The organism is Actinoplanes cyaneus (assembly GCF_016862095.1).
GTDB classification, from domain to species: Bacteria; Actinomycetota; Actinomycetes; order Mycobacteriales; family Micromonosporaceae; genus Actinoplanes; species Actinoplanes cyaneus.
Map to the genome: position 1 here is coordinate 1 of NZ_BOMH01000092.1, position 22630 is coordinate 22630.

A 22630-nucleotide genomic window follows, 5' to 3' on the forward strand; every position below is an offset into this window, starting at 1 on the left:
CGCCCGATCTGCGCCGAGCCGCCGACACCCTGCGGCCACCCGCCTGAGCAGGACCCGGGCCTCGTCAGTGAGGCCCGGGTCCGCCGTCAGGCGCTATCGGAATTCGTTCGGATTTCTCGCCGCAGATGCCTGGCCCGGTCCGCACCTTTGCCGAACACCAGCTGGTCACCTCGACCGTCAACAGCCTCGAGGCCTTGTTCGCCGAACGGCGGCGCCTTACCGAAGGCCGAATATCCGCTTAAGGACGGCGTCATGTTCCTGATAGACCGGTCTCGGGATGGCAGGCTCCTTCTCGGTGCCGCTTCCGCCGGTGGCGTGTGCGGGCAGTGCCGGCGGGTATAGGTGCGCCTCGGCTGTGGTCTCCTCGTCCATCCCGACGAGGTGGGCGCCGTACGTAGCTGCGACTGCCGTGGCGATCTGTCGGCCTGCGGCATCGATGTCGCCGGCGTAGCGCAGCGTCAGGCGGTGTTGGACGGCGAGTTGGAAGAGCATGTGGTCGATGGCTCGGAGTTGGCCACTGGTGCAGGCCAGGGGCTGGCGGACGCCAGTGGTGTAGGCGACCTCGATGACCGACGGGTTCTCCACCACGGTCAGAGTCTGTGGTGCGAGCAGCGGCGGATGTTCGACGAGGTCGAGCAGGGTGAGCGCTACGGGCGCAGGTGACTCTCGTAGTCGTCGGTCGATGGGACCGTCGCCGTCTGCGGTGACGTTGAAGAGCAGGACGGTTGCCGAGAGCCGGTCGGCTATGACGCCATAGCGGGCAAGCAGCGCGCGTATCCGGTCGGGCCGGGCTGGTTCGGGTTGCCCGGCTCGCTCGGCGAGCGCGGCGACGAGCCGGATGCCGTTGAGGGTGTCGAGGTCGAAGTAGTGCGGGTCGCCGGTGACGTCGTGGGCGAGTTTGGGTAGCGGGACCGGCGGCTGGGCAGGTAGTCGCTGTAGTGCGGCAGCCAAGGCGGCGATGCTGTGGCGGATCGCGGTGTCGTCCTCGCCGACGCCGGTGGCCCGGATACGGGCGAGCAGTAGCGGCAGCCCGGGCAGGTTCTCGGACGCGTACTGCCACAGCTGTTCCCGTAACGTGGCCGCTGCGAGGGCGGCGACGCTACGGTCGACGATGGGGTCGCCGATGGCCTTCTCCACCAGGGTGGTCAGCTGGACCGGTTCGAGTTGCAGGACACCCAGCAACTCACGTACCGGGACAGTCGCGGTGTCACCGGCAAGGGTGACGGCTGATGCGCCGCGTCGGCGTCGGGTGGACGTGTCGAGCCAGGTGCGTAGCTGGGCGATGCCGGCAGGGCTGAGGCCGGCGACCCGGACGGCGTTGATCATCTCGGGGCTGGTGCCGGCGCACAAGCGGCCGTGAACGGCCCGCCAGAGCGGCAACAGGTCTGGGTCGTGTGCCAGATAGGTCAGATCGGCGGCCACCGGTCACCCACCCGCGGTCGGCAAGGTCAGCGGGGAGGGTTCGCCGTTGCCGCGCCACAGCCAGGGCACGGTGATCCGGTGCCGGCCGTCGGTGACCACTTCGTGGACGACGACGTGTTGCGCTTCGCGTTTGATCAACGGAGCGATCGTCGGTGTGGTCGCCAGCACGTCGAAGTTCCAAGTACGTAGCAGCGCCAGTATTTGGCGCAGGTTCGGTTCGTCGAACGCCGCGTCGATCTCGTCGATGGACAGCAGCCGCGGTCCTTGGAAGGTGGGTGCTGAATACATCGACCAGGCGGCGGCAAGCAGCGGCAGCATGGTCGCCAGCCGCGACTCGCCGGTCGACAGGCCTTTGAGCGGGTTCGAGCGGGCGTTGACCGGCCGGAATTGGTCGGTGCCGAAGCTGCTGTGGGTGACGCTGATGTCCCATTGGTGCCAGGAGCGGTAGTCGAAGGTGTGCGCGACCCGGTCGGTCCAGGGTTCGTCGACGGCGTCTTCCATCCGTTGTCGCAGGATCGCATACATCTGGTCGAAGACTTCGTCGGAGGGTGGCGCGGCGAGCAGGGTGACCATCTGCTGGGAGTTGTCGTCGTCGCGGACCTTCCAGTCGACCTGCACGCCGACCTGGGCGACGCCGGTGCGGACGTGTTCGAGGGTGGCACGAATGTGCCGGACCAGGTCGCGGGCGGCCTCACGCCGGGTTTGGATGTCGCGTCGTAGCTGGGTGAACATCGAGGTTTTCAGGGTTGCTTTGATGTCCTGGCGCAGGTCCTGTTCAAGTCCTTCGGCGGTGACCCGTAGCGTGTCCGCGGCTTGGCGCAGGTCTTCGCCGACGGCGGCGTTCGGGGCGGCCAGGGTGATCCGGCGCCATTCGGTGCCCTCGAGGGTGGTGCTGTCCAGTTGCTGGTCGAACTCGGCCAGCGCCCGGTTGACCGAGCGCATGGTCGTTTCCAGCTGCCGCTGCGCGCGTTCCCGGTTTGTCTTGAGGGTGTCCAGGCGTGCCGTGGTGGCGGGCTGGTCGGCCAGCAGTTGCCGTGACCAGGTCAGCGCGGCGGTGATATTCGCCGGCCGGCCCTGCTCGTCGCTGGTCAACGTGTCGGGCAAGGCAGCGAACCCGTGAGTGACCAGCAGGCAGACACGCAGGTAGCAGGCGGTGCGGTGCTTGTCGGCTTCTTCGCGGCGTGGCGCGATCCCGTCGAGGGTGGCCTGTGCGCTGGCCGCGGCCCGGTCGTGCTCGCGGAAGTCAGCTTCGAGCTGCTTGTCCTCGGCGTCTTTGGCTTCGAGGTCACTGGTCAGCGCTTCTTGCTTGCCGCGTAGTTCGGCGTATTCGGCGCCGTACAGGTTGCGGGTTTCCTCGACGCGGGCGTCGAGCTGCTCGGCTTCGAGCCCGATTTTATCCGCCTCGGCGGCGGCCTTCTGCAGCCGGTTGGCGAGCCGGGTTGCCGTGCCGTGGTCACGGTGCGCGCTCTTGAGCAGTTCGAGAGTTCGTGCGGCGGCGCTCTGCCAGGCCTCGATCTGCTGCACGAGGGTGCCGACAGCAGCACGGTGGCGTTGCAGGTTGTCCCGGTCGATCGGCAGTATCGACCCGTCCGGCAGGGTCGCCGCCGTGTTGAGTTCGCGCAGCGTCTGCCGGACATGGTCCCCGGCGGTGCCGTGCCGACGGCGGTGTTCGTCGACCTGGGCGCGGGCGGCGGCCTCGTCGCGGGCGGTGTCGTCTTCGTCGCGGCTGGTTCGGCGAAGCTCGTCCAGGTCCGGGAAGCGGTTCTGTTCTGCGGTGCACTGCTGCTCGGCGGTGCGGGCATCGTCGCGCTGCAGGACGGCTTCGGCCAGCTCTTCTCGGGCACCGCGCAGAGCCGCGTCAGCTTCGGATTCGGCGTCCTGTGCTCGGCGCAGGTCAGCGGCTGCGGTGATGGTGGCCTGACGCGACTGCTCGACTGTCCGGTCGATGTCACGGTGCAGGGCAGCGACACGGGCGACAGCTGTGGTCAGATCGGCTGCCGCGGCAGCGAGTGACTGGGCGGTCTGCTGCCGCGCGCCGGCAAGCTCGAGTTGCATCGCGGTGACGTGGGTACGTGTCCGGGAGACCAGTTCGGCCGTAGGAAACCGGTCCCGTTCCTGCCCGGCTTCTTCTACCGCGGTGTGGAGTTCTCGTCCGTGCTGACGGGCCGCGGCGACCTCAGCATGGGCCTGCGCGAGCTGCTGTTCGAGGTCAGCGACCAGGGCCAGCCGGGCCCGTTCGCGGGCGGTCGCACCGATGAAGGTGGCCTGGTAGCCGCGGGGTGCGGTCGCAATCACCGCCCCGGTCCGCAGGCGGCCGATCCTCAGGTCGCTGCCGGCGAGGTCGATCGCGACGGCGCGCAGCAGCCAGCCCACCAGCCGCGGGTCGACGTCGGGTCGGGCTTCGACGGTGAGCACCTCGGCGAGGCTGCGCCCCGCTGCGGGGCTGTCCCCGGCGAGCAGCAGGTCGCCGTCGTTGACCAAGCCGTCCGCGGTGATCAAGGCGTCGAGCAGGCCCGCGGTCAGCAAGGCGCCTTCGATCAGGTTCGCTTCGTCGGCGCTGACATGGTCGGCGAACGCGACCGTTGCCCACAACGGCACGCCGGCGTGCGGATCGCGTGGTGACCGCCACGGCGGTGCCTGCGGGGCGGGCGGTTGGCGGCGGGCCGCCGCCAGGTCGGCGTCGATGGTCGCAGCACGGCCCTCGGCTTCGGCCACGGCACGGTCGGCGTCAGCGATGGCCCGGTGAAGGCCGCCGACGGCGGCGGCATGTGCTCGCTCCAGGTCGACGAACGGCTGCCGTACGTCAATGGCGTCCGGGTCGTCGAGCAGGGTCACTGTCCGGCCGTCGAGGTGGACCAGCTCGGCCCGCCAAGCGGCGACTTCTCCCCTCCACTGCTGTGCGGCCTGGCTGGCGGCGGCCCGGCTCGCGTCGAGCGCGTGTTCGGCGGCCGTCGTGATCTGGTGTGCTGCTTCGGCGGCCGCGTTGTGGTCGAGGTGCGCCTGGCTGCCATACGTGTCTGCTTCAGCGCGCTGCTGTGCGGCCTGCTCCAGTGTTTGCGCCAGATGTCGGTCTGCCTGGTCGACGTCACGTTCGGCTTGCTCACGCGCTGCGGTCGCCTGTCGCACGACGCCGGCCGCTTTCTCGACCGCGTCGCTGCCGTGCCGGACGTCCTGCTCGCGGGCTGCCAGAGCGATACGGTCACGGGTGCTGCTCACTGCCCGGTGCAGCCACTCCACCAGCCGGGCGGGATCGATCCGGTCTTCGGCATCAACACTGAGCTCGGCGGGTACCGCGGGCAGTTGCAGCCGCTGCTCGTTCCACAGGTGCAGCTGCGTCAGGAAAGATTGTTCGGCCGTGCGGCGGTCGGCGGCGGCGTCGGCGGCCAGGTCAGCGATCCGGTCGTACTGGTTTTCCGCGGTCCGTAGGTGGCCGGCCTCGGTGCGCTGTTGCGCCTGCGCCAGATCGTGCGCATGCAGGGCGGTGTCGATGCCGTTCAGACTGCTCGTGCGGGCCTCGGCCCAGCCGCGGGGTGTCTGCGTGAGCCGCTGCACGTCCAGATCCGGCACGACGTGTTCCACCGTGGCAAGGGTTGCGACCTGCTCGGTGGCATCGGCGAGCCGGTCGACGAACGCCTGAGCGCCGACCTCCGCGGCCGTCGTACGCAGCAGGGAACTGATACCGGTCAACTGCTCCTGACCGCTGTGAACCTGCCCGGCCGACTCCAACGCACGTTCAGCGGCCTCCTGCGCTTCGGTCTGCAGGTCGTCACGGGCCTGCTCCAGCTGGGCGTGCCGCTGCCGCAAGTCATGCAGGCGCTGCTCGAGATGCGGCAGCTCGGCGCCGGCGTGCTCACGCAACGCGTCCTCGGCTGCCTGCAGTCTGCCCCGTACGTCGGCGGTCTCGGTTCGCAGCTGCTGGCGGCGCTTGCTCACCCGTTGCGCAGCGGCGTCTTCGGTGTCTCGCTGCTGTTCGGCGAGGCGAGCCTGGCGGGCATGATCGTCGAAGACCGTTTGCGCGTGCGCCAGCTGCCCGGCTTCCTCGGCGATGACCGCGTCGATGTAGCGCTGGTAGTGCTGCTCGGACTGCTCCAGCTGACGGATTTCGGCGCGGGCCCGCTTGAGCTGCTCTTCCAGGTCGGCGATGCGTTCCATGGTGTCGGCGATGAATTGCAGCGCCCGCGGGTCGAGCGCCGGAAGGGCATCGGTGAGGACCGCCCGCATCTGGTTCGGGGAGATCGCCTCCGCCGTACGGACACTACGCAGACTGCGCAGCACACCGACCAGGGCGTCGAACTGCACCGGGTCCAGCGGCGCGAACAGGCTGGTCCGGATCGCGTCGCGGTACTGGTTCTCGTCCGCGACGTTGCCGTACTCGCGGATCTTGACGGTGAGTCGCTCGTGGGAGGTGAACAGCCGGCCGCCGACGGCCGCGACCTGCTCGGCAAGCCCGTCGATGCCCACCGGATCTCGCTGCTGTTGCAGCAGCAGGTCGGTGCCGACCCGGCCCGGCGACAGGAAGAACGCCTTCTGCAGGCCGCTGCTCTGCGACCGCAGCCACAGCCCGCTACTCATATATTGGATCTCATCGGTCTCAGGCTCGCGATACCCGTACTCCAGCCACCATGCGCCGGTGCGGTCTTCTTTCGCGTTGCGGTCGGTGTGCCGGTCGATCAGGGTTCCGGCGGCCTCACCGGACACCGACAGCGCCTTCTGCGACACCTCCCCGTCGAGCAGGACAGTCACCAGCATCGACGCGGTCAACGATTTCCCGGAGCCGTTCGGGCCAGCCAAAGCCAGCCAGCCGTCGGCGAACACGAACGTCTCATCGGTCCACGCCCACGAGTTCACCGCGCCGGCCCTGGTCGGCTGCCACCTGCCGGCCACCATCGGACCGTCGGTGCCGTCCGTGACCTGCTCGTCGTCACCGACGGCCCACCGGCCCGGATACGCGATCACGCTCACAACTGCTCCCCCAGTCCGCTGGTGCCGGCGTTGTCGTCGGCTGCCGCGCGGTGGCGGCCTTCCCGCCCGGCCTGGCCCTGACGGACACGGATCCGCCACAGATGCACACCGGGAAGAATCCGCCAGCGGCTGTCGCCGGCCTGGCGCAGCAGCCCGGCCGTCACCAGTTCCGCTGCCGCGGCCCGCACCAGCGCGGGCAGCCGCTCGGCGTATCCGGCAGCCCACCGCGGCATGTCCTGGCGGACCTCATCGAACAACGCCAAAATCTCGTCGGCGCTGATCTCGTCAGCGCCGTGAAACGGCAGGTGCGACAGCAGCGCCAGCGCCGCCTGCCGTTCCGTCTTGCGGCCCTGCGGAAAGTCGGCATCCGACGTAGTCCCGGTCGGGTCGACGATCTCCCACCAGTCCCGGCGGACCGTCGTGACCAGACCCAGCGACGACGCAAGGTTCAGTGCCCGCTCCCGGCCGGTCGAGGTCGCCAGATAACCGACCGGGTTCGGGTCGTCGCCCGGGTCGGCCGCCGGGTCGTCGACGACCCGGCGCAGCGCAGTCAGCCGGCGTCCCTCCACGCCAGCCTGCCGCTGCATCACGGCGTCCGGTTCGGCGTCCGGCAGCGACACCGCGGTCAGCGCGGCGACATGTGCCTCGACCGGCCGGGTGCTCAGCGACAACAGGGTCGGCGACAGGGACGCGAACTTGTTGGCCAGGCTGTCGCGATCGGCGGTGATGAACACTTCCGCGTTCTCGTCGGTGACCGCCCGATCGAGATCTGCGTCGACGCTGATCTCCCCGTCGGCCTGCAGCAGCTTGATCGCGTCGACGATGTCCTCCCGCGCCGCCTGCGCCTCCCGTTTGCTGACACCATCGGTGGCGACGATCCGGAACGGCGGAAGCCTGCCGGTGCCTGTCTCGGCGGCGCACACCTGCGCGACCGACTGCAGCAACTCCCGCAAGCTGATCCGTGGACGCCGCCACAACTGCTCGCACACCAGCGCGGCCAGCACCAGCACAGGGGCCGGAGCCAGGTCGCCGCGTCCAGTGCGCCGCTGCAGCCGAGGTCCACGGTCGCCGGGCACGTCATCGCGGCGCTTATGCAACCGCACGACCCCGGAGACGTCGTGAATGTGCAGGTCCCAGCCCAGTTCCATACGGAAGAAGTCGCTGAGCTCTCGCCGGCCGCGCAGCACCGCCCGGTACCGCAGCGGGTCCTCCGTCGACGAGATTCGGCAGGTGAGCAGCAGATGCCGGGCCGCATCAGCCAGATCCGGGTCGAGCATGGGTCGTTCGGTCACGCCGCGCCCTCCGCCGCTACCGCGGGTTGCTGCCCGGCCTCCGTCGCGGTGACTGTGACCAGCAGGTCCGGTGCAACCAGAACCCCTTCAGCAAACCGGATGGCTGTACGCGCGCCAGGGTGGCCCAACCGGACTCGGACCACGACGCTGGCGCCTTCGGCATGTGCCTCGCCGTACCCGGTCACGGCATCAATGGCGTTGCGGGCGACCTCGACCGCGCCGAGCAAGATCACCATGGCGGTCGTCTCCAGCCCGGCGAAATGTGCCAGCGGCACCTCGCCGTCGGTGACCAGTAGGGCGGCGAAACGCCGCCGGTTCTCCGCGGTCGCGGCGGCCTTCTTCAGCGCGGCCGCGCGAGCGGCGCCGGCGTCGGGCACTTTGCGAGGGCGGCCGCTGACCCGGCCGGCACGTTCGTGCTCACGCAACACCACTTCGACCTGGTGCCTGCTCGTCCCACCGGCGGCGACCGTCGCATGGGCGACGTCCTCCCCCGCGGTGCCAACCACGGCGTGAACCGCCGGCCAATGCCCGAACGCCGCTGCGTACACCCGGCGTGCCGAATCATCGTCGGGCTGGGCGAACAGGCTGTACGCAAGCTCCCGGAAGTCGGCGGCCAGATCCGAGCCGCGCCGCAAAGCCGTGTAGCGGCGATCGATGGCCACCAGCAGCGTGTGCACCGCGCCGGCCGCCGACGAGATGAGGCGCTGCACCGATCCGGTCGGCGCGAACCAGGCGGCCAGATCCGCCAGCCGCCGGACCCGCTCGTCGATCCAGTCCTGCTGGTCGCGGGCGTCGAGAAGCCCCGCGTGCCCGACTGCAGTTTCCACCAGTGTCCGGTGCCCACAGGACTCAAGATCGGTCAGCGCCGCCTCGACCCGGCGCAACGCCCTGCCGTACTCACGCGGGAACTGCCGCAGCGCTTCGATGACCCGGTCCCGGTTCTCGCCGAACAACAAATCATCAGTCACGTCTGACTGCACCATCTGCGCCAGCGCCGCGTAGAAGTCGGCGGTGACCCGCTGCATCTCCTCCAGACGAGTCCGGACATCATCCAGGTCGCTGGGCAGCAGGCCGGCATCGGAAATGACATGCTCGGTCAGGTCACGCACGGTTCGTTCGACGCTGTCGAGTAGCCGGCTCGGCAGTTGCAGCGCCCGCCGCGAGTCGACGACCGCGGTCCGTACGGCCGCGACGACCGCCCGGCCGATCTTGGTCAGCGCCCACGCTTCCTGACGGCGGACCACCGCATCCAGGCCCGCGTTGAGCGCGGCGTAGTCCCGGAAAGGTTCGACCAGCAGAGCCCCGGTCAGGTAGTCCAGGACGTCGCGCAGCTCGAGGTCGCTGGCCTGATCACGAAAGCCGACCTCGCGCATCTGGGCGCTGATCTCGGCCAGCGTCGACATCGGCGCCCGGGTCGCCAGTTCCTCCAGCGCAGCCAGGACCGCGGTGTTGCGTTCCCGCGCGAGGTCCTCGCTCTGGCCGAAGCACCGCCACACGACCGGGTCGATGTCCTGCCACCACAGCCGAGGTGGGTTCGGCATGGGCTACCTCCCGACAAACTCGCCTACCGCGCCATCATCGCGGCACCCACCGACACTTTCCGCCACTGTCCGAGATCAATCAGTGACCGGCTCCGTCACCTTACGGTCGGCGGTCCACCGCGCGCTACCGCAAGATCGCCAGGTAGGACCGAAGCCGGGGGGCGGTATCGATGCTGTCTCGCAAGGAGCCGGCGAGGATCCGAGAGTGAGTTGTGCTCGCTGCGGTGCCCGTGTAGGTGCATACGCTGGCCCCAGTCGACATGCTCTTCCTGGCTGCCGAAAAACTGAGGCGAGATCGCGGTTCGGCATGGTCAGCCGGATACGAGGTGTCGCCGTCTCAAGCAGGTAGGTGATCATGTGAGGCGTGGTCGGATCATCCGAGGCATCAGCGAGTTGGGCAACCCTCCGTGCAACGCGCTCCAATCCGCCGGCGGCAGCAGCGGAGGACAGGGCGCGTCGTGCCACCTACGTGTCAGCCTTGGAGCAGGCCGAACAGCTCTTCAAAGCGGCGTCGGTGGTCGGACCCGCGACCGCTCCGGTGCTGCTTTACTACGGACTCAGCCAGGCTGGTCGTGCCGTCATCGCGGCGGCGTCCAGCGTGCGGGACGATTGGCGGCTGACCGGGCACGGCATCAAGCTTGGCAATCTAACCTCTTCGCTTCCGTCGATCCCGGTGTACGCGGACGGTGCCCGAGGTAGCTTCTTCAGGCTTTCTGAGGTGCTCGAGTCCCCGACGTGGGGCAAGAGCCACGCGATCGGCTTGTCCCAGCTCTGGGATGCCTTGCCGGAGGCCGCAGAATGGCCGATCCAGGATGACACCGATCGACGCCCAGCGCATCGGTTGGAGTACCACCGGTACGAGCAGCAGCATCCGCTGCTGAGCATGGCGGTGTGCAACCTCCCTCCACGGTTAACCCAGTCAGCGTTTCCTGGAGTCGACCTGCGGACCTATCTGAGTTCGTATCCCACCCTTGGCGCCTACGAGTACGTCAAGGCGAGTTCGAATCCGGATTCTCCTCCGGATTTTCTTCTGTACCAGAACGGCCATGCCGAACTGAACGTGAACGTGGTCGTCGACGGCGGAGGACAGACGACCGAGGCGCGGCGGCGGGCTTTATTTCAGCAGATCGGTAGCCGACACGGTACTGCATACGAGGACTTCTACCTCGTTCCAGCAATCGGCAACAACAATCGGCCGATGCACCCGCTCATGACTTGGTGGGCTGTCCTCTACACGCTGTCAATGCTCGCCCGCTACCAGCCTGCGGAGTGGTCTGAGTACGTGGACGTCGACCGGAGTTCATTCGCCGTCTCGATCGAGCAGATACTAAGCGCTGCGCTGGTCGTCGTGCCGGAGCTCATCGCCGTAACAATCGGAGACGTTCGCGAACAGGCTCCGACGTCATAGGCCCTGGTCGGGAAATCGTTACATGCCCGCATGGCGATTTGTGCCGGCCCATCTGGCTAGATATGAGGCCTGGGCATTGCTGGCGGCGGTCTCTCATCGGCATGACGAATTGCCATGCCGAGTTGAGTGCGTCCGATCGCGGCGGCTAGGAAACGCTCGTATTGATTGGAACCGTCGATTCATGAAGCTCAAATTGACGTTTCTCGAGGAGCAGTGTTCGGCGCGAAGTATACTGCGCCTCTCGTTTCCCGCCGGATACTCTGAGCCATTTTCATCCTGCCTGAGCAGGTCACGGTGGGTAGCGGCGGCCGGAAGTCGACATAGGACGAGGCTCCCGGTAAGACAGCAGTCGACCAAGATCCGATGCCCCAACCGGGAGCCTCGCCGTGCTGTCTTACCCTGCCGCGATTCCGTTGTCCACTCGCAGCCTGAACCACCGCCCGGAAGTCGCCGCGCGGGCGATGACCGACACCACGGCCCGGCACTCGGTCAACCGTGCCCAGGTCGACCAGGCCCGCCAGGGTGGCGAGCTGGTCCGGCAGCGCACCCCCGCGCTGCAGCAGATTGAGCACACCAGCGAGTTCCTCGACCTGGTCGGGGCATGCGCGCAGTTCGTCGCCTCGGCCGGCCGGATCGTCCCGGGACTGCGCGGGCAGAACTACACCGAGGACGAGAAGGCGACGGTGCAGCGCAACCTGGCCCGGGTCCGGGCGGCCGCGGACTGGATCGAGGGTGCGGTCGCCACCGGCCAGGTCACCCCGGAGGAGGGCCTAGCTAGCCCGCCTCCTGGCCGGCGAGTAGCCCGCCATGGGACGGGTGCCCGCGAACGTCTCCGGTGACCTGGTCCGGGTCGCGTTGATGGAGGCCCGGCCGGCCGGGCTGACCACCCGGCAGCTGGTGGCCGCGACCGAGCTCAGCGCCTATCAGGTGCAGTCCGGGCTGCGGTTCCTGCGTGAGGTCCTGGCCGCGCAGAACCTGACCCCGCTGACCTGGACCCGCCGCGACGGCTACCAGCTGTCGACCGACCCCGCCGACTGGATCGCCTACGAACGGGCCTGCGTACGCATCGAGCTGACCCGCATCTCCCGGTTCCTGAGCAGCACGATCATCCCGCACGCGCAAAAGCTGCCCGACGACGAGTGGGTGCAACTCGTGCTGGGCCAGCTCACCGGGGTCAAGTCCGCCCTGGGCCTGCTCGTGCGCAGCGCATGACCACGATCGTGGGCGAGGAACTGGTCACCTACGACCGGGGCCTCGTGCGCGAGGAGATCAACCGCATCGCCCGGCTGCTGGACACCGTGATCATCCCGCACGTCCAGGACCACCCCGACGACGAGTGGGCGCAGCTGGTGCTCGGCCAGCTCGTCGGCGTCAAGACCGCCCTCACGCTGCTGGCGCGTGACGAATGAACGCCACGATCACGGCCCTGCCCCGCCGGCGCCGCTACCCGTCGGACACCACCGACACCGAGTGGGAGATCCTCGCCCCGCTGCTGCCGGCCCCGGCCTCCACCACCCCGACCGGCGGGCACCCCGAAGCGCACCCGCGCCAGGAGATCGTGGACGCGATCCGCTACGTGGTCGACAACGGCTGCAAGTGGCGGGCCCTGCCGTCGGACTTCCCGCCCTGGAAGACCGTCTACGGGTTCTTCGCCCGCTGGGCCAAGAACGGCGTGCTCGAGTACGTCCGCGACCAGCTGCGCCGCCAGATCCGCGTCGACGCCGGCCGGTGCGCCCGTCCGGTCACCGCGATCATCGATTCGCAAAGCGTGAAGGCCGCGGAGACCGTCAGCCGGGACACGCGTGGATTCGACGGCGCGAAGTTGATCAACGGGCGGAAGCGGCACCTGATCGTGGACACCAAGGGCCTGCTCATGACGGTGAAGGTGACCGCAGCGGACGTCACCGACCGCGACGCCGCCCGGGAGCTGCTGCCCGAGATGCGCGAGCGGAACCCCGAGTTGACCCTGATATGGGGCGACAACGGCTACACCGGACTGGCCGACTGGGCCCGCAACGAACTCGATCTCACGTTCAAGGTGGTGAAGAAGCCACCGAACCAGGTCGGGTTCAAGGTGCTGCCGCGCCGTTGGATCGTGGAGCGGTCTCTCGCCTGGCTGATGCGGGCCCGCCGCAACGCCCGCGACTACGAACGCCTGCCGGAGCACTCCGAAGCCCACATCACCTGGGCGAACATCACCCTGATGACCCGGCGGCTCGCTCGGGCTCAAGAGCAGCGTCAAGCCGCTGAGGCGTCGTCGATCGCGGCCTAGAAGTCCATCTTCGTCCAGTAACGCGGCGCATAACTCTGGCGCTACCTGGAACCGCTACCCCGTACCGTGCCCGTTGACGGAGCCGTCCCGACCGGACGCGACACGGGCCTTCGGCTGGCAGAATGCGCCGCGCTCGTTACGGTTGGTCGGTGCGATCGCTTCTGACCTGATTGATGGCGGCCTGCAGGCGCAGCCACGTAGGGTCGTCGTCATTGGCCTCAACGACGCGGGCAAGGTCGTCGTCACGCCATGTGCGCACGCCGTCGGTGCGCTCAAGCTCGTCCCACAGGTAGCCAGTGGCGTCGATCGGCTCGGTACCGGCGAGGAATCCGGCTACTCCGTCAGCATCTGGGGTGACCGGGGCACCCGGCACAGACAACAGGACCAGGCCGCCGTCGCGGTCAGCCACGACCAACTGGCCGCTCGCCATGCGGGCCAGCGCGGTTACTCCAGCGCCGCCCACGGGGTGGGTGGTGGCTGTCCCGGCTGCCAGGTCAAGCGCGAGCAGTGCACCCTCAGGGGTGCCCATCCACAGCACGTCCGGGTCGTGGCCGAACGCGATGTCGTTCCGCAGCCAGTCCAGCGCGAACTCAGTCCAATCCGGAGTCGATGCCGGAGCCGGCTCCCGCAGTGTGAGGGCCACCTGCCGCTCCAGCGCAGGAAACGAGTACACCTCCAGCGACTGCACGTAGGCGTTGCCGCGCACTGCGAAGCGTCGTCCGTCTGGACTCCATACCGGTGTCTCGTAGCCATCAGCGTCGAGCACGAGCGCTCGACTGCGGATCCGCATCCTCCGATCCTCGCTCCGGGCGAACAGGACCAGCGTCGCGCCTTGGTCGCTGGCCAGGGTGAGGACGAGGCCGCCGGCTGGATGCTCGGCAACACCGGTGTCCCAGCGCGGCCCGCCGCCGACCACGCTGGCGTCGTGCTCGACCACATCCGAGGCCAGCCAGGCGTCCTCGCCACCGACACTGGCGGGTGATGCCCACACCGTGCCTCCGTCTGGGCTAAAGGCGAGGCTCCCGTATTCGGTGGGCCAGGTCGTAACCCCGTCGGGCGTCCACCGCCACAGCACTCCGCCCGCGGTAACCAGGAGCATCGGCTCGTGTGGGTGCCACGCGAGTTCCGGCACTTGTTCGTACCGCTCCCAGGGAGGCAAGTTGCCGTAGCTGTCCGCGTCGGCGCTGATTGTCCCGACCGGCCGCAGATGGAGATCCCACACGTACACCGCTGGCCGGGTCGCATCAACGCCAGCGACCAGCGGCAGGCGCGGATGGGCAACCAGCCGTTCGACCGGCGCGGCAAGCAGGGCCCGGTGCACCGCCTCAATCACCGTGTCACGGTACCGGTTTGCGATCAACAAGCGTTGTGCTCCACCGCCTCGACGAGATCGTCGCTGTTCATCGACCTCGAGCGTTCGTTTGCCCGTCACGGTGACGGCAACCCGAACGCCGCACATCCTTGCGGGTATTCCGAAAGTCGCTCTACCTGCGAAAATACTGACGGCATCGTGTATTGAAGTGCCGTGAGTTCGCAGCGTGTGGCGCCCTACGGATCATGCGGAGCAGCGCTTCAGTCGATGTCCGCGAAGTGCCTCTGGGCCATTTGAGCGATGGCCGCTTCGATGGCTTCCTTGGTGACGGCCGGCAGGACGACGACAGCAGATTCGGCGAAGTAGCCGGATCGAGTCGCGGCGCTCTGGACTTCCTGAGCCAGCCTGGTTGGGTCGTAGAAGGTGATCGTCTTCCGGCGGGCGTCCCACTGGACCGTTATCTCGATCCAGCCCTTGGTCTCGGTCATCGCCCAGTCGTAGTCATCCATCGAGGCCGGGTAGATGACCTGTGCTGCAGGCTCCGGGACGGAACCGTGGTCAGCCGTGTCGAGCTGGCCCGTGGTGAGCGCCTGGAGGATCTGCTGAGACTCAAGTCCTCTCGTGGCGGCCAGTTCAGCGACTGCTTCCGCTGCGAGAGCGGTCAAGTTGAGAGCTGCTGTCAGCGCGTTCTTCTGGACGGCAGCTTCGGTGAGGTTGTAAACCTTTGCTCCATCGTCCGCCAGGTAGGCAGCCACGCCCTTGGCGGCCACTTCTCTGTCGTCGTTCTCTCGCCTCGCTCGCACGGCGATCAGTCTGCCGTATGCGCTGGCTGCTGCCGCGATCCGCGTCCGTCGAGCACAGCCGTAGTGAAGGGGTTCATGCTTCACGATCGCCGGGTCGTCGCCGGTGGGCGGCGTAGCTGGCCCAGGTTGCTCCGGCCAGGGTGGCGTGGTCTTCGGCGCATTCGGGGGTGTAGCCGAGGGCTTGTGCCGCGATGGCTGGGGGCATGTCGAGGACCAGGGTGCGGATGGCGGCGAGGCGGGTGCCGAGCAGGTTGATCCGGGACTTGGCCAGCTGGTTCATCAGGTAGGTCGAGTGGACGTGCTGGGCGGGTCGTCTGCCGGGGAACAGCCAGGGGCTGGTGCGGTTGGCCTCGACGTTGCGGGGTCCACGGTCGGCGGCGTGGTCGCGAAGGATCTGGCCGAACGGTTCGGGAACGGGGATCGGGCCGTGCGGACCGAGGGTGATACGGACTTCGTCGCCGCTGAGGTCGATGTCGTTCATGGTGAGCGCGGCGATGCGGGTCAAGGGCTGGGCGAACAGGGCGAGTAGCAGGGCGGCTGCGCGGTCACGCTGGAAGAAGGGTTTGGCAGGGTCGAGCAGGTCACGCAGCAGTTGGAGGCGTTGCGCCTGGGTGATCGTCTCGTGGGCTGCGCTCTGCTGGTAGGGCAGGTGCAGGTGGCGCGGCATGGTGCCGTTCTTGGTGGACCAGACGACGAACGCTCGGCTGCCCTGCCGGCTGGAGTTCCCGGTGGTGATCCAAGCGTCCAGGTCGGTCTGAGTGCAGGCCCTCGGTGTCGTGTCGTGCTGGCGCAGCCAGGCCAGGAGGGCGGCGGCGCTGTTGATTTCGTGGCAGTGCCGTTTGGTGAGTCCGGGTCGGAGCGGTTCGCGGGCTGCCCGTTGCCGAAGCTGCCGCAGGCTGCGCCAGGTGGCGGACCGGCGGATGAGTTGCTGGTCGTCGGCGGGTTCGATGGTGTTGAGCTTGCCGCGCAACCAGTTCTCGAAGAGCACCAGGTAGCGGTCGCGGTGCGGCAGGATCTGGTGCTGCATCAGCATGTCGCGCAGGTGCATCGCTGTCTGCGGTGATTCATGGGCGTCGAGGGTGGCGTGGGTGAGCGGAAGTCGTCCGGTGGCCAGGTCGCCCAGTAGCGGGGCGACATGCCGGTTGCAGATCAGCCACACCAGACCGGCGTCGGCGCTGGGCTGTTCGCAGATGGCTTGGTGCAGGGCAAGTAGGGATGGAGCGACCCGGCCGCTGCCGTCGTCCAGGACTGCCGTCGATCTCTCGACGAGGTGGCAGCGGGAGCAGATGATGCCGTCGTCGCGGTGTCCCCACCAGCGGTATCGCTCGCCTTGGTGCCGGCAGCGGACGCAGGTCTGTTCGGGCATGGTCAGTCAGTGCGGCGCACCCGGGCGCGTTTGGGCCGGATGGTCTTGTTTAGGTCGACCACGACGGGGCCGGCGTTGACCGCCTTGGGTGCGGCGGCGGCCTCGACGCGGAAGGCGCAGAGGTCTTCGACGGTGCACTGGAGGGCGTCGATCAGCGCCCCGAGCACGGCCAGCGAGATGCGTTCGGGTCGGTCACCGACCAGGCGGTAGATCTGCGACGCCGACAGCGTGATCCCGCGTTCGGTGAGCAAGGGGATGAGGTCGGAGATGTTGTTCAGGCCGCGAGCGGCCATGATCTCCCGCAGCCTCCAGGAGTAGGTGATCGTCGTGCGGCTCACGAGTTGCTCCTGATCTGGGTGGCGACGCGGTCCAGGGCGGCGCGCACGGTGCGGGCCCGGTAGTCGGGCGAGACGTGGGTATAGATCGACGTGGTGCTGGCATGTTCGTGGCCGACCTGCTGCTGCACGAACAACTCGTCATAGCCGCCTCGATGAGGTGGCTGACATACGACCGTCGCAGCGAATGAAAATCGAGCCCATCAGCGAGACCGAGTTCCTTGCGACAGCGGGTGAACACCGTGCTCACCGTCCCGGCGCTGAGCTGGTCGTTGCGCTCGACGGCCAGAGCGAAGAGTTGCCGGGCTCGGCCAGGGCCGGGCGCAGTTCTTCCACCCACTGCTTCAGTGCGTCGACGGCCCAGTCGAACAGCGGCACGGTGAGCACCGACCGGCGTTTCGGTGGGGAGCCTCGCATGGCCTTGCCGTAGCGGACCCGGATGATGCCGTAGCCGTCGAACTCCGGCGCCTTCGGGTTGTTGGCCAGGTCACACAGGTCCAGGTGCGCGGCCTCGTTGCGGCGCAGTCCCCAGGCGTAGGCGGTCTTAAGCAATACCGAGTCAGGAAATGCGCTGCTCCAGCCCTTGCGGCCGGAGGACTGCGCGGCGACCGCCCGTTCGTCGGCGTAGTCGAACAGGGCTTGCAGTTCGTCATGGGTCAGCGCCCGCTTGCCGGGCCGGCCCAGCGCTTCTTGGACGTGGCGGCCGGTGTTCCATTCGGTGCATACCTGGATCGGGTGGGTCCCGAAGCGGTTCTGGCACTCGTCGGGCCAGCCGTAGTGCGGGTCGGTGATGTAGTCACAGAACTGCCGCAGCGTGGTCTGGTAGCCGAGCAGCGTGGCGTGGCTGACGTGCTTGACCGCCCGCGCTTCGGCGAAGAACGCGTCAGCGTCAGCCGCGCTCCACGCCCACGGGCCAGCGTCGGTGTAGTTGCGGAACCGCCGTACGAGACGCTCGCGGGGTTCGATGGTGCCGAAGCTGAGGTTGCGGGCCAGCTGCTGGTTGCGCCAGCCGTCAAGCATGGCCTGAAACACCTGCTCTTCCGGGTGCAGCAGCGGCACGCCCCGTACCAGGTGCAGGCCCGCAGAGCCCTCAGGAACCGCCACTTCTACCCCTCGCATGGCATGCGAAATTCTCGCGTTTTCTGCGAACAGGGGGAGACTGTACAGCTCAGCAATCACCTTCGACATCCGGCCCATGGCCCCGTCATCGACTGCGGTGCTGGCACGGCTGGCACGGCAGCCTTGAATGAAATGCCGAAACGCGAGGTCAGCGCACCGACGGGGCCCCTAACGAAGCATGTCCCGCAAGACCGACATCACTCAGTCGCGGGTTCGCATCCTCTGCAATTCGCGACGGTTCAGGTTGAAAGACAGCCACTTACCTTGTCGTTTAACCTCTGGTCTGCCCCTGTCGCCGCTACGGACGAGCTCGCTGCTTGGTCAAGGTGACTACGGTGAGTGCCGGCCAATGCGCTGGGGCGCGCACATCAACTGGCCAAAGCTTGTCGTCCGCGGCAGGCACGTACCGACGGTTCCTGCTGATCGATACGCTCCGAGCTGTGACATTCGATCTTCAACCTGCGCTCAGCGGAGACCTTGTCGGCGTGAGGCCGCTGCTCGCGACGGATTTCGAGGCGCTCTACCAAGTCGCCAGCGACCCGCTCATCTGGGCCCAACATCCCGCGACTGATCGATACGAGCGCGGAGTGTTCCAGGAGTTCTTCGCCCAGTCCTTATCGTCCGGCGGCGCCTTGGCAGTGACATCCCCAGCAGGCCATGTGATCGGATCCTCTCGATTTCACGGTTACGATCCGCAACGCAGCGAAGTTGAGATTGGGTGGACGTTCCTTTCTCGGGCCTATTGGGGCGGCCAGACGAACGGGCAGCTTAAAGCACTCATGCGTGACCACGCCTTCGGCTTCGTCGAGCGAATAGTGTTCTTGGTCGCCCCCGACAACTGGCGCTCCCAGCGGGCGCTGGTGAAGGTGGGCGCAGTCCGTGCGGGCACCCGGCTCAATGGGGCAGGTCGCGACAACTTCGTGTTTGAGATGCGACGTTCAACGTTCAGCACCCAGGCTTCAGGATTCTTGGAGCACAATCACGGCGCGGCGGCCGTGCCACCCCCTGACCTCAGCAATCCGCGCACTCGTAGGGTCTTCCCTTCAGCCTGGCCATCGGCGACGGATGTTGCCCGATGACGAGAAGACGCATCTGGCGCTATCGACGCTCGTTGTGGCGGTCGTGACGAACAGGGCAGATGCGATCGATGTGTTGGCGGGATTCCGCGAGCAGCTCTACCAGTGCATGACCCGGCGGCCGGACGCGTTGTTCGAGCTGACCGACGCCCTGCTGTGTACCGACGGGCCGGTCAAGACGCTGGTCGGGCCGTCCCTGTCGCCGGAGCACCGGCGTGGCCACGGCGCCATGTATGACGCGCTCAACGTGGGGCGCATCGACGTCGAGTCGCTTCGCCGGCAGCTGGCCGGCTTGCCGCTGCCGCGGGCGGCCGACGGCCGCCTGGTCCTCGCGGTGGACGTCTCACCGTGGCTGCGTCCGGACGGCAACTGCAGTCCGCAGCGCGCGTTCTGCCACACCTACGGCCGCGGCAAGGATGAACACCGCATGATCCCGGGCTGGCCGTGCTCGATCATCGCCGCCCTGGAGACCGGCCGCACCTCCTGAACCGCCCTGCTCGACGCGGTTCGGCTGCCGCCCGGCGCGGACGTCACCACGATCACCTGCGCGCAGATCCGCCAGCTCGTCGACCGGCTGACCGACGCCGGGCAGTGGAAGCCCGGCGACCGCGACATCCTCATCGTGCTCGACGCCGGCTACGAAGCCCTACGCATCGCCTGGCTGCTACGCGACCTGCCGGTGGAGATCCTCGGCCGGATGCGCTCCGACCGGGTGCTACGCCGCCCCACGCCGCCAAGGATCTACAACCCTGAAGGCGGCCGGCCAGCCAAGCACGGCGGGGAGTTCGTCTTCGGTGACCCCGCCACCTGGGACGTCGAGCACGCGCTCACGGTCACCGACACCCGCCTCTATGGCCAGGTGAAGGCGCAGGCCTGGGACCGGCTGCATCCGCGGCTGACCCGTCGAGCTGCGTGGGTCGACCACGACCAGGCGCTGCCGATCATTGCCGGCACGGTCATCCGGCTCACCGTCGAGCACCTGCCCAGCCGCGGTGAGCCGAAGCCGCTGTGGCTGTGGTGGTCCAAGGCCGACGCCACCGATGCTGATGTCGACCGGTGCTGGCAGGCGTTCCTGCGCCGCTTCGACATCGAGCACACCTTCCGTCTGCTGAAGCAGACGCTGGGCTGGACCGCGCCGCAGCTGCGCGATCCGGCCGCCGCGGACCGGTGGACGTGGCTTGTGCTGGCCGCGCATACTCAGCTGCGTCTCGCCCGGCCTCTTGCTCAGGACCTGCGCCGGCCCTGGGAACGTCCGATGGCGCCGGAGCGGCTCACGCCGGCCCGGGTGCGGCGGGGGTTCCGGAACCTGCGCACGAACAGCGGCTCGCCAGCGCGTGCACCGAAACCCAACCGCCCGGGTCCCGGGCGCCCGCCAGGCTCCCGCAACCGGCAGCCCGCTGTCCGCCACGATGTGGGACTCATCCTGGTCACCGGCCAGGCACACCAGCGGCCGACCCATCACAAGAAGGGCACCAAGCCCCGCCGAACTGGTTAAACGACAAGCTAATACTGCCGCCGAACCTGACCGCCTTCGCCCCACGTAAGGCTAGACGGCTGATCGCCGACCGAGGCCTGGAGCCGTTAGCATCCGAGGCGATGGAGGCGCCGTTGCACGCCGGAACCCGGTCACACGACGTGGTGGTCGTCGTGCCCGGCATCATGGGCAGTGAGCTGATCGACAGCGTGGACAAGCGCGTCCTTTGGGGCCTGCGCGATGCACAGTGGTACGTCCGGGCCTGGACGACCGGCTCGGGTCTAACCGATCTCCGGCTCACCGACGACGAGCGAGTCGGTCGATACGGCCGGGTGACCGCGACGGGTGCCCTGCGTTTCCCCGCCTTCGCCCGCATCCTGGCCGGCTTCGAGCCGTACACGGATCTGATCGCGACGACACGCGCCGGAGTCGTCCCCGCGGCGCCGGTGATCGACTTCGGTTATGACTGGCGGCTGCCGGTGGCGCACAACGCCGGCCTGCTCGCCGACCGGATCGACCGAGAGCTGCGCCGCTGGCGGGCCGATCCGGCACACGATGATGCCCGGCGCCGGCACCCCGACGGCCGGCCCGCGCAGGTCGTGATTGTGGCCCACTCCATGGGTGGCCTGCTAGCCCGTTACCTGTGCACGATCCCGGGTGCCGCCGACGATGTCCGGGCGGTGGTGACCCTGGGTACGCCGTTCTTCGGCTCGGTGAAGGCCACAGCCATGCTGAACGTCGGGCGGGGTACCCGGATACTGCCGGCCCGGCGGTCGTGGCGGGCCACCTTCCGGCGCACCGGCGACGACGGGTTGCGGGCGCTGGCTGCGGGGCTGCCCGGCGTGCACGAGCTGCTGCCGTTCTATCGCTGCGTGGACGACGGTGTGCGCGGGCAGAGGTTGAGCGAAGACGTCGCGGTCGGTCTGGGGGCGGACCGTGACCTGTTCCGAGCGGCGACCGCCTTGCACGAGCGGCTGCGGGATGTGACGCTGCCGGGGCACCGGCCGATCGTCGGCACAGAGCAGCCGACAGCGCAGAGCCTGACTGTGCGCGACGGGGTGGTCGAGACATCGAACGGCCTCTGGGTCGACGCCGGCGACGGCACAGCGTCCTGGTCGGATGAGGCCGGCGACGGCACGGTATACCGTGGCGCCGCCTCGCTCGGTGGCGCCACCCACGTTTATCTGCCGCAGCAGCACGGTCGGCTGGCGCGCAGCGATGAAGGCCGAGCGATGGTCCGGGGCGTACTCACCGAACGCGATCCCGCGTTGCTCGGCCCGCCACAGGCCGGGCCAGGACTTGGACTCACACTGCCCGACGTGGTCACGGCTGGTGAAGCCTTTTCGGCTTACGCTGTGGGCGCCGACGGATATCAGGGCGTTCGATGCCGAGTCACGGAGGCAGACAGCGGCCGCACGGTGGCGGTCCCCGATGTCGCGCGCGGTGACGGCGAGGCGCGTATCGAGGTCACTCTGCCCCGGCCCGGCCTGTACCGGCTCGAGGTCGGCGGCAGCGGATACAGCGGGGTCAGCCAGCTGGTACTGGCCGCGGACGCCTCCGATGACGACGGATGAGGCTGCGGGCGACGGTCTGTTGATCTGGCCGGTCGCCATCGGTGAATACCGCGACGCCGATTGGGTCGAGCTCGATGTCGAGCGGGAAACCGATCGGCTCGGCCGGCTACTCGAACCGTTCGGCGCCGACGTACGGACGTGGTCGGCCGGCATGGCCGAGCGCAGCGCGGACGCGACCGGCGAGCGGCTGCACGAGTGGGCCAATGGGCACTCCGACCGGAATTCGGTGCTTTATTGGGTCGGGCACGGATGGAGTAATGGGGACGTGGCCGCGCTCGTGCACCACAACAGCCCACCTGTGCCGTACCCGAACGGGATCAAGCCGGATGATTTGGCGGCCGCGATCGCTGACCGGCAGCGGGCCTCCATCGACTCGTGGACGATCGTCGTGATCGACACCTGCCAATCGGCCCGCTTCGTTCAGCTGGTCAACAGCCTGCTGGAGCAGTGGCCGGGCGACCCACGCCGGGTGCTGCTGGTCGGCGTCTCGGGCGCCGGCGCTACCTGGCTAGGGTCCTTCAATGACGCGTTGGATTACTGCCTGACCTGGGCGTTTCGCACCGACGAGCGGATCGAGCTGCGCGAGCTGCATCGGGAACTCGAGGCAGCTCTGCCGCAGGCGCACCTCGTACCGCGATGGCTCGGCTCACAAGCGTTGGTGCGGGTGGCGCCGG

General features: G+C 68.3%; 16 protein-coding genes and 2 pseudogenes. 8 read left to right on the forward strand and 10 right to left on the reverse strand.

What is annotated here, in order from left to right; translation table 11 throughout:
- Positions 1-216: 216 nt before the first annotated feature.
- From Acy02nite_RS44035 to Acy02nite_RS44050, 4 genes are read right to left on the reverse strand one after another with little or no spacing between them, the layout of a single operon-like run.
- Positions 217-1422, reverse strand: coding sequence for a TIGR02679 domain-containing protein (locus tag Acy02nite_RS44035; RefSeq protein ID WP_239175851.1), 1206 nt, complete (start codon positions 1420-1422; stop codon positions 217-219).
- A gap of 3 nt (positions 1423-1425) precedes the next feature.
- A complete protein-coding gene (locus Acy02nite_RS44040; protein WP_203755536.1) occupies positions 1426-6384 on the reverse strand; it encodes an SbcC/MukB-like Walker B domain-containing protein in 4959 nt (1652 codons plus the stop codon).
- Positions 6381-7676 carry a DUF2398 family protein gene (locus Acy02nite_RS44045; protein ID WP_203755539.1) on the reverse strand — a complete coding sequence of 432 codons (1296 nt, stop codon included), beginning with the start codon at positions 7674-7676 and terminating at the stop codon, positions 6381-6383. Before Acy02nite_RS44045 ends, Acy02nite_RS44040 begins: the two co-directional genes overlap by 4 nt.
- A complete protein-coding gene (locus Acy02nite_RS44050) occupies positions 7673-9217 on the reverse strand; it encodes a DUF2397 family protein (protein WP_203755542.1) in 1545 nt (514 codons plus the stop codon). Before Acy02nite_RS44050 ends, Acy02nite_RS44045 begins: the two co-directional genes overlap by 4 nt.
- A gap of 364 nt (positions 9218-9581) precedes the next feature.
- On the opposite strand from Acy02nite_RS44050, the gene Acy02nite_RS44055 reads away from it, so the two are divergent.
- The 5 genes and pseudogenes from Acy02nite_RS44055 to Acy02nite_RS44075 all read left to right on the forward strand — a co-directional run.
- Positions 9582-10625: a YaaC family protein gene (locus tag Acy02nite_RS44055; RefSeq protein WP_425548271.1), complete on the forward strand. Its 1044-nt coding sequence runs from the start codon at positions 9582-9584 to the stop codon at positions 10623-10625.
- 386 nt (positions 10626-11011) lie between these two features.
- Positions 11012-11464, forward strand: coding sequence for a DUF6192 family protein (locus Acy02nite_RS44060; RefSeq protein WP_203755546.1), 453 nt, complete (start codon positions 11012-11014; stop codon positions 11462-11464).
- Positions 11433-11837, forward strand: coding sequence for a hypothetical protein (locus Acy02nite_RS44065; RefSeq protein ID WP_203755548.1), 405 nt, complete (start codon positions 11433-11435; stop codon positions 11835-11837). The genes Acy02nite_RS44060 and Acy02nite_RS44065 overlap by 32 nt, the downstream gene beginning before the upstream one ends.
- The gene (locus Acy02nite_RS44070) at positions 11834-12034 is read left to right on the forward strand and encodes a hypothetical protein (RefSeq protein WP_203755550.1); all 201 of its coding nucleotides are present in this window, start codon (positions 11834-11836) and stop codon (positions 12032-12034) included. The genes Acy02nite_RS44065 and Acy02nite_RS44070 overlap by 4 nt, the downstream gene beginning before the upstream one ends.
- Positions 12031-12849 (forward strand): annotated as a pseudogene (locus Acy02nite_RS44075) (IS5 family transposase); the annotation flags it as partial. The gene Acy02nite_RS44070 and the pseudogene Acy02nite_RS44075, both read left to right, overlap by 4 nt.
- Positions 12850-13033: 184 nt before the next feature.
- Here Acy02nite_RS44075 and Acy02nite_RS44080 read toward each other — a convergent pair.
- The 6 genes from Acy02nite_RS44080 to Acy02nite_RS44100 form a co-directional block, all read right to left on the reverse strand.
- The gene (locus Acy02nite_RS44080; protein ID WP_203755554.1) at positions 13034-14230 is read right to left on the reverse strand and encodes a TolB-like translocation protein; all 1197 of its coding nucleotides are present in this window, start codon (positions 14228-14230) and stop codon (positions 13034-13036) included.
- Between the two features lie 239 nt (positions 14231-14469).
- Positions 14470-14979, reverse strand: coding sequence for a hypothetical protein (locus tag Acy02nite_RS44085; protein WP_203755556.1), 510 nt, complete (start codon positions 14977-14979; stop codon positions 14470-14472).
- Positions 14980-15085: 106 nt separating this feature from the next.
- Complete coding sequence (locus tag Acy02nite_RS44090) at positions 15086-16378, reverse strand: hypothetical protein (protein ID WP_203755559.1); 1293 nt, start codon at positions 16376-16378, stop codon at positions 15086-15088.
- Between the two features lie 2 nt (positions 16379-16380).
- Positions 16381-16716 (reverse strand): helix-turn-helix domain-containing protein, encoded by a 336-nt coding sequence (locus Acy02nite_RS44095; RefSeq protein WP_239175853.1) that lies wholly within the window; start codon positions 16714-16716, stop codon positions 16381-16383.
- Complete coding sequence (locus Acy02nite_RS47420; protein ID WP_264653445.1) at positions 16713-16844, reverse strand: hypothetical protein; 132 nt, start codon at positions 16842-16844, stop codon at positions 16713-16715. The genes Acy02nite_RS44095 and Acy02nite_RS47420 overlap by 4 nt, the downstream gene beginning before the upstream one ends.
- A gap of 115 nt (positions 16845-16959) precedes the next feature.
- The gene (locus Acy02nite_RS44100) at positions 16960-17901 is read right to left on the reverse strand and encodes a site-specific integrase (protein WP_239175854.1); all 942 of its coding nucleotides are present in this window, start codon (positions 17899-17901) and stop codon (positions 16960-16962) included.
- A 371-nt stretch (positions 17902-18272) separates the two neighbouring features.
- Here Acy02nite_RS44100 and Acy02nite_RS44105 point away from each other — a divergent pair, with 371 nt between their 5' ends.
- The 3 genes and pseudogenes from Acy02nite_RS44105 to Acy02nite_RS44120 all read left to right on the forward strand — a co-directional run bounded on the left by Acy02nite_RS44105 (position 18273) and on the right by Acy02nite_RS44120 (position 21956).
- Positions 18273-18911 carry a GNAT family N-acetyltransferase gene (locus Acy02nite_RS44105; RefSeq protein WP_203755560.1) on the forward strand — a complete coding sequence of 213 codons (639 nt, stop codon included), beginning with the start codon at positions 18273-18275 and terminating at the stop codon, positions 18909-18911.
- Positions 18898-20403, forward strand: a pseudogene (locus Acy02nite_RS44115) (NF041680 family putative transposase). Before Acy02nite_RS44105 ends, Acy02nite_RS44115 begins: the two are co-directional and overlap by 14 nt.
- A gap of 140 nt (positions 20404-20543) precedes the next feature.
- Complete coding sequence (locus tag Acy02nite_RS44120) at positions 20544-21956, forward strand: esterase/lipase family protein (protein WP_203755561.1); 1413 nt, start codon at positions 20544-20546, stop codon at positions 21954-21956.
- The last annotated feature ends 674 nt before the right edge of the window (positions 21957-22630 follow it).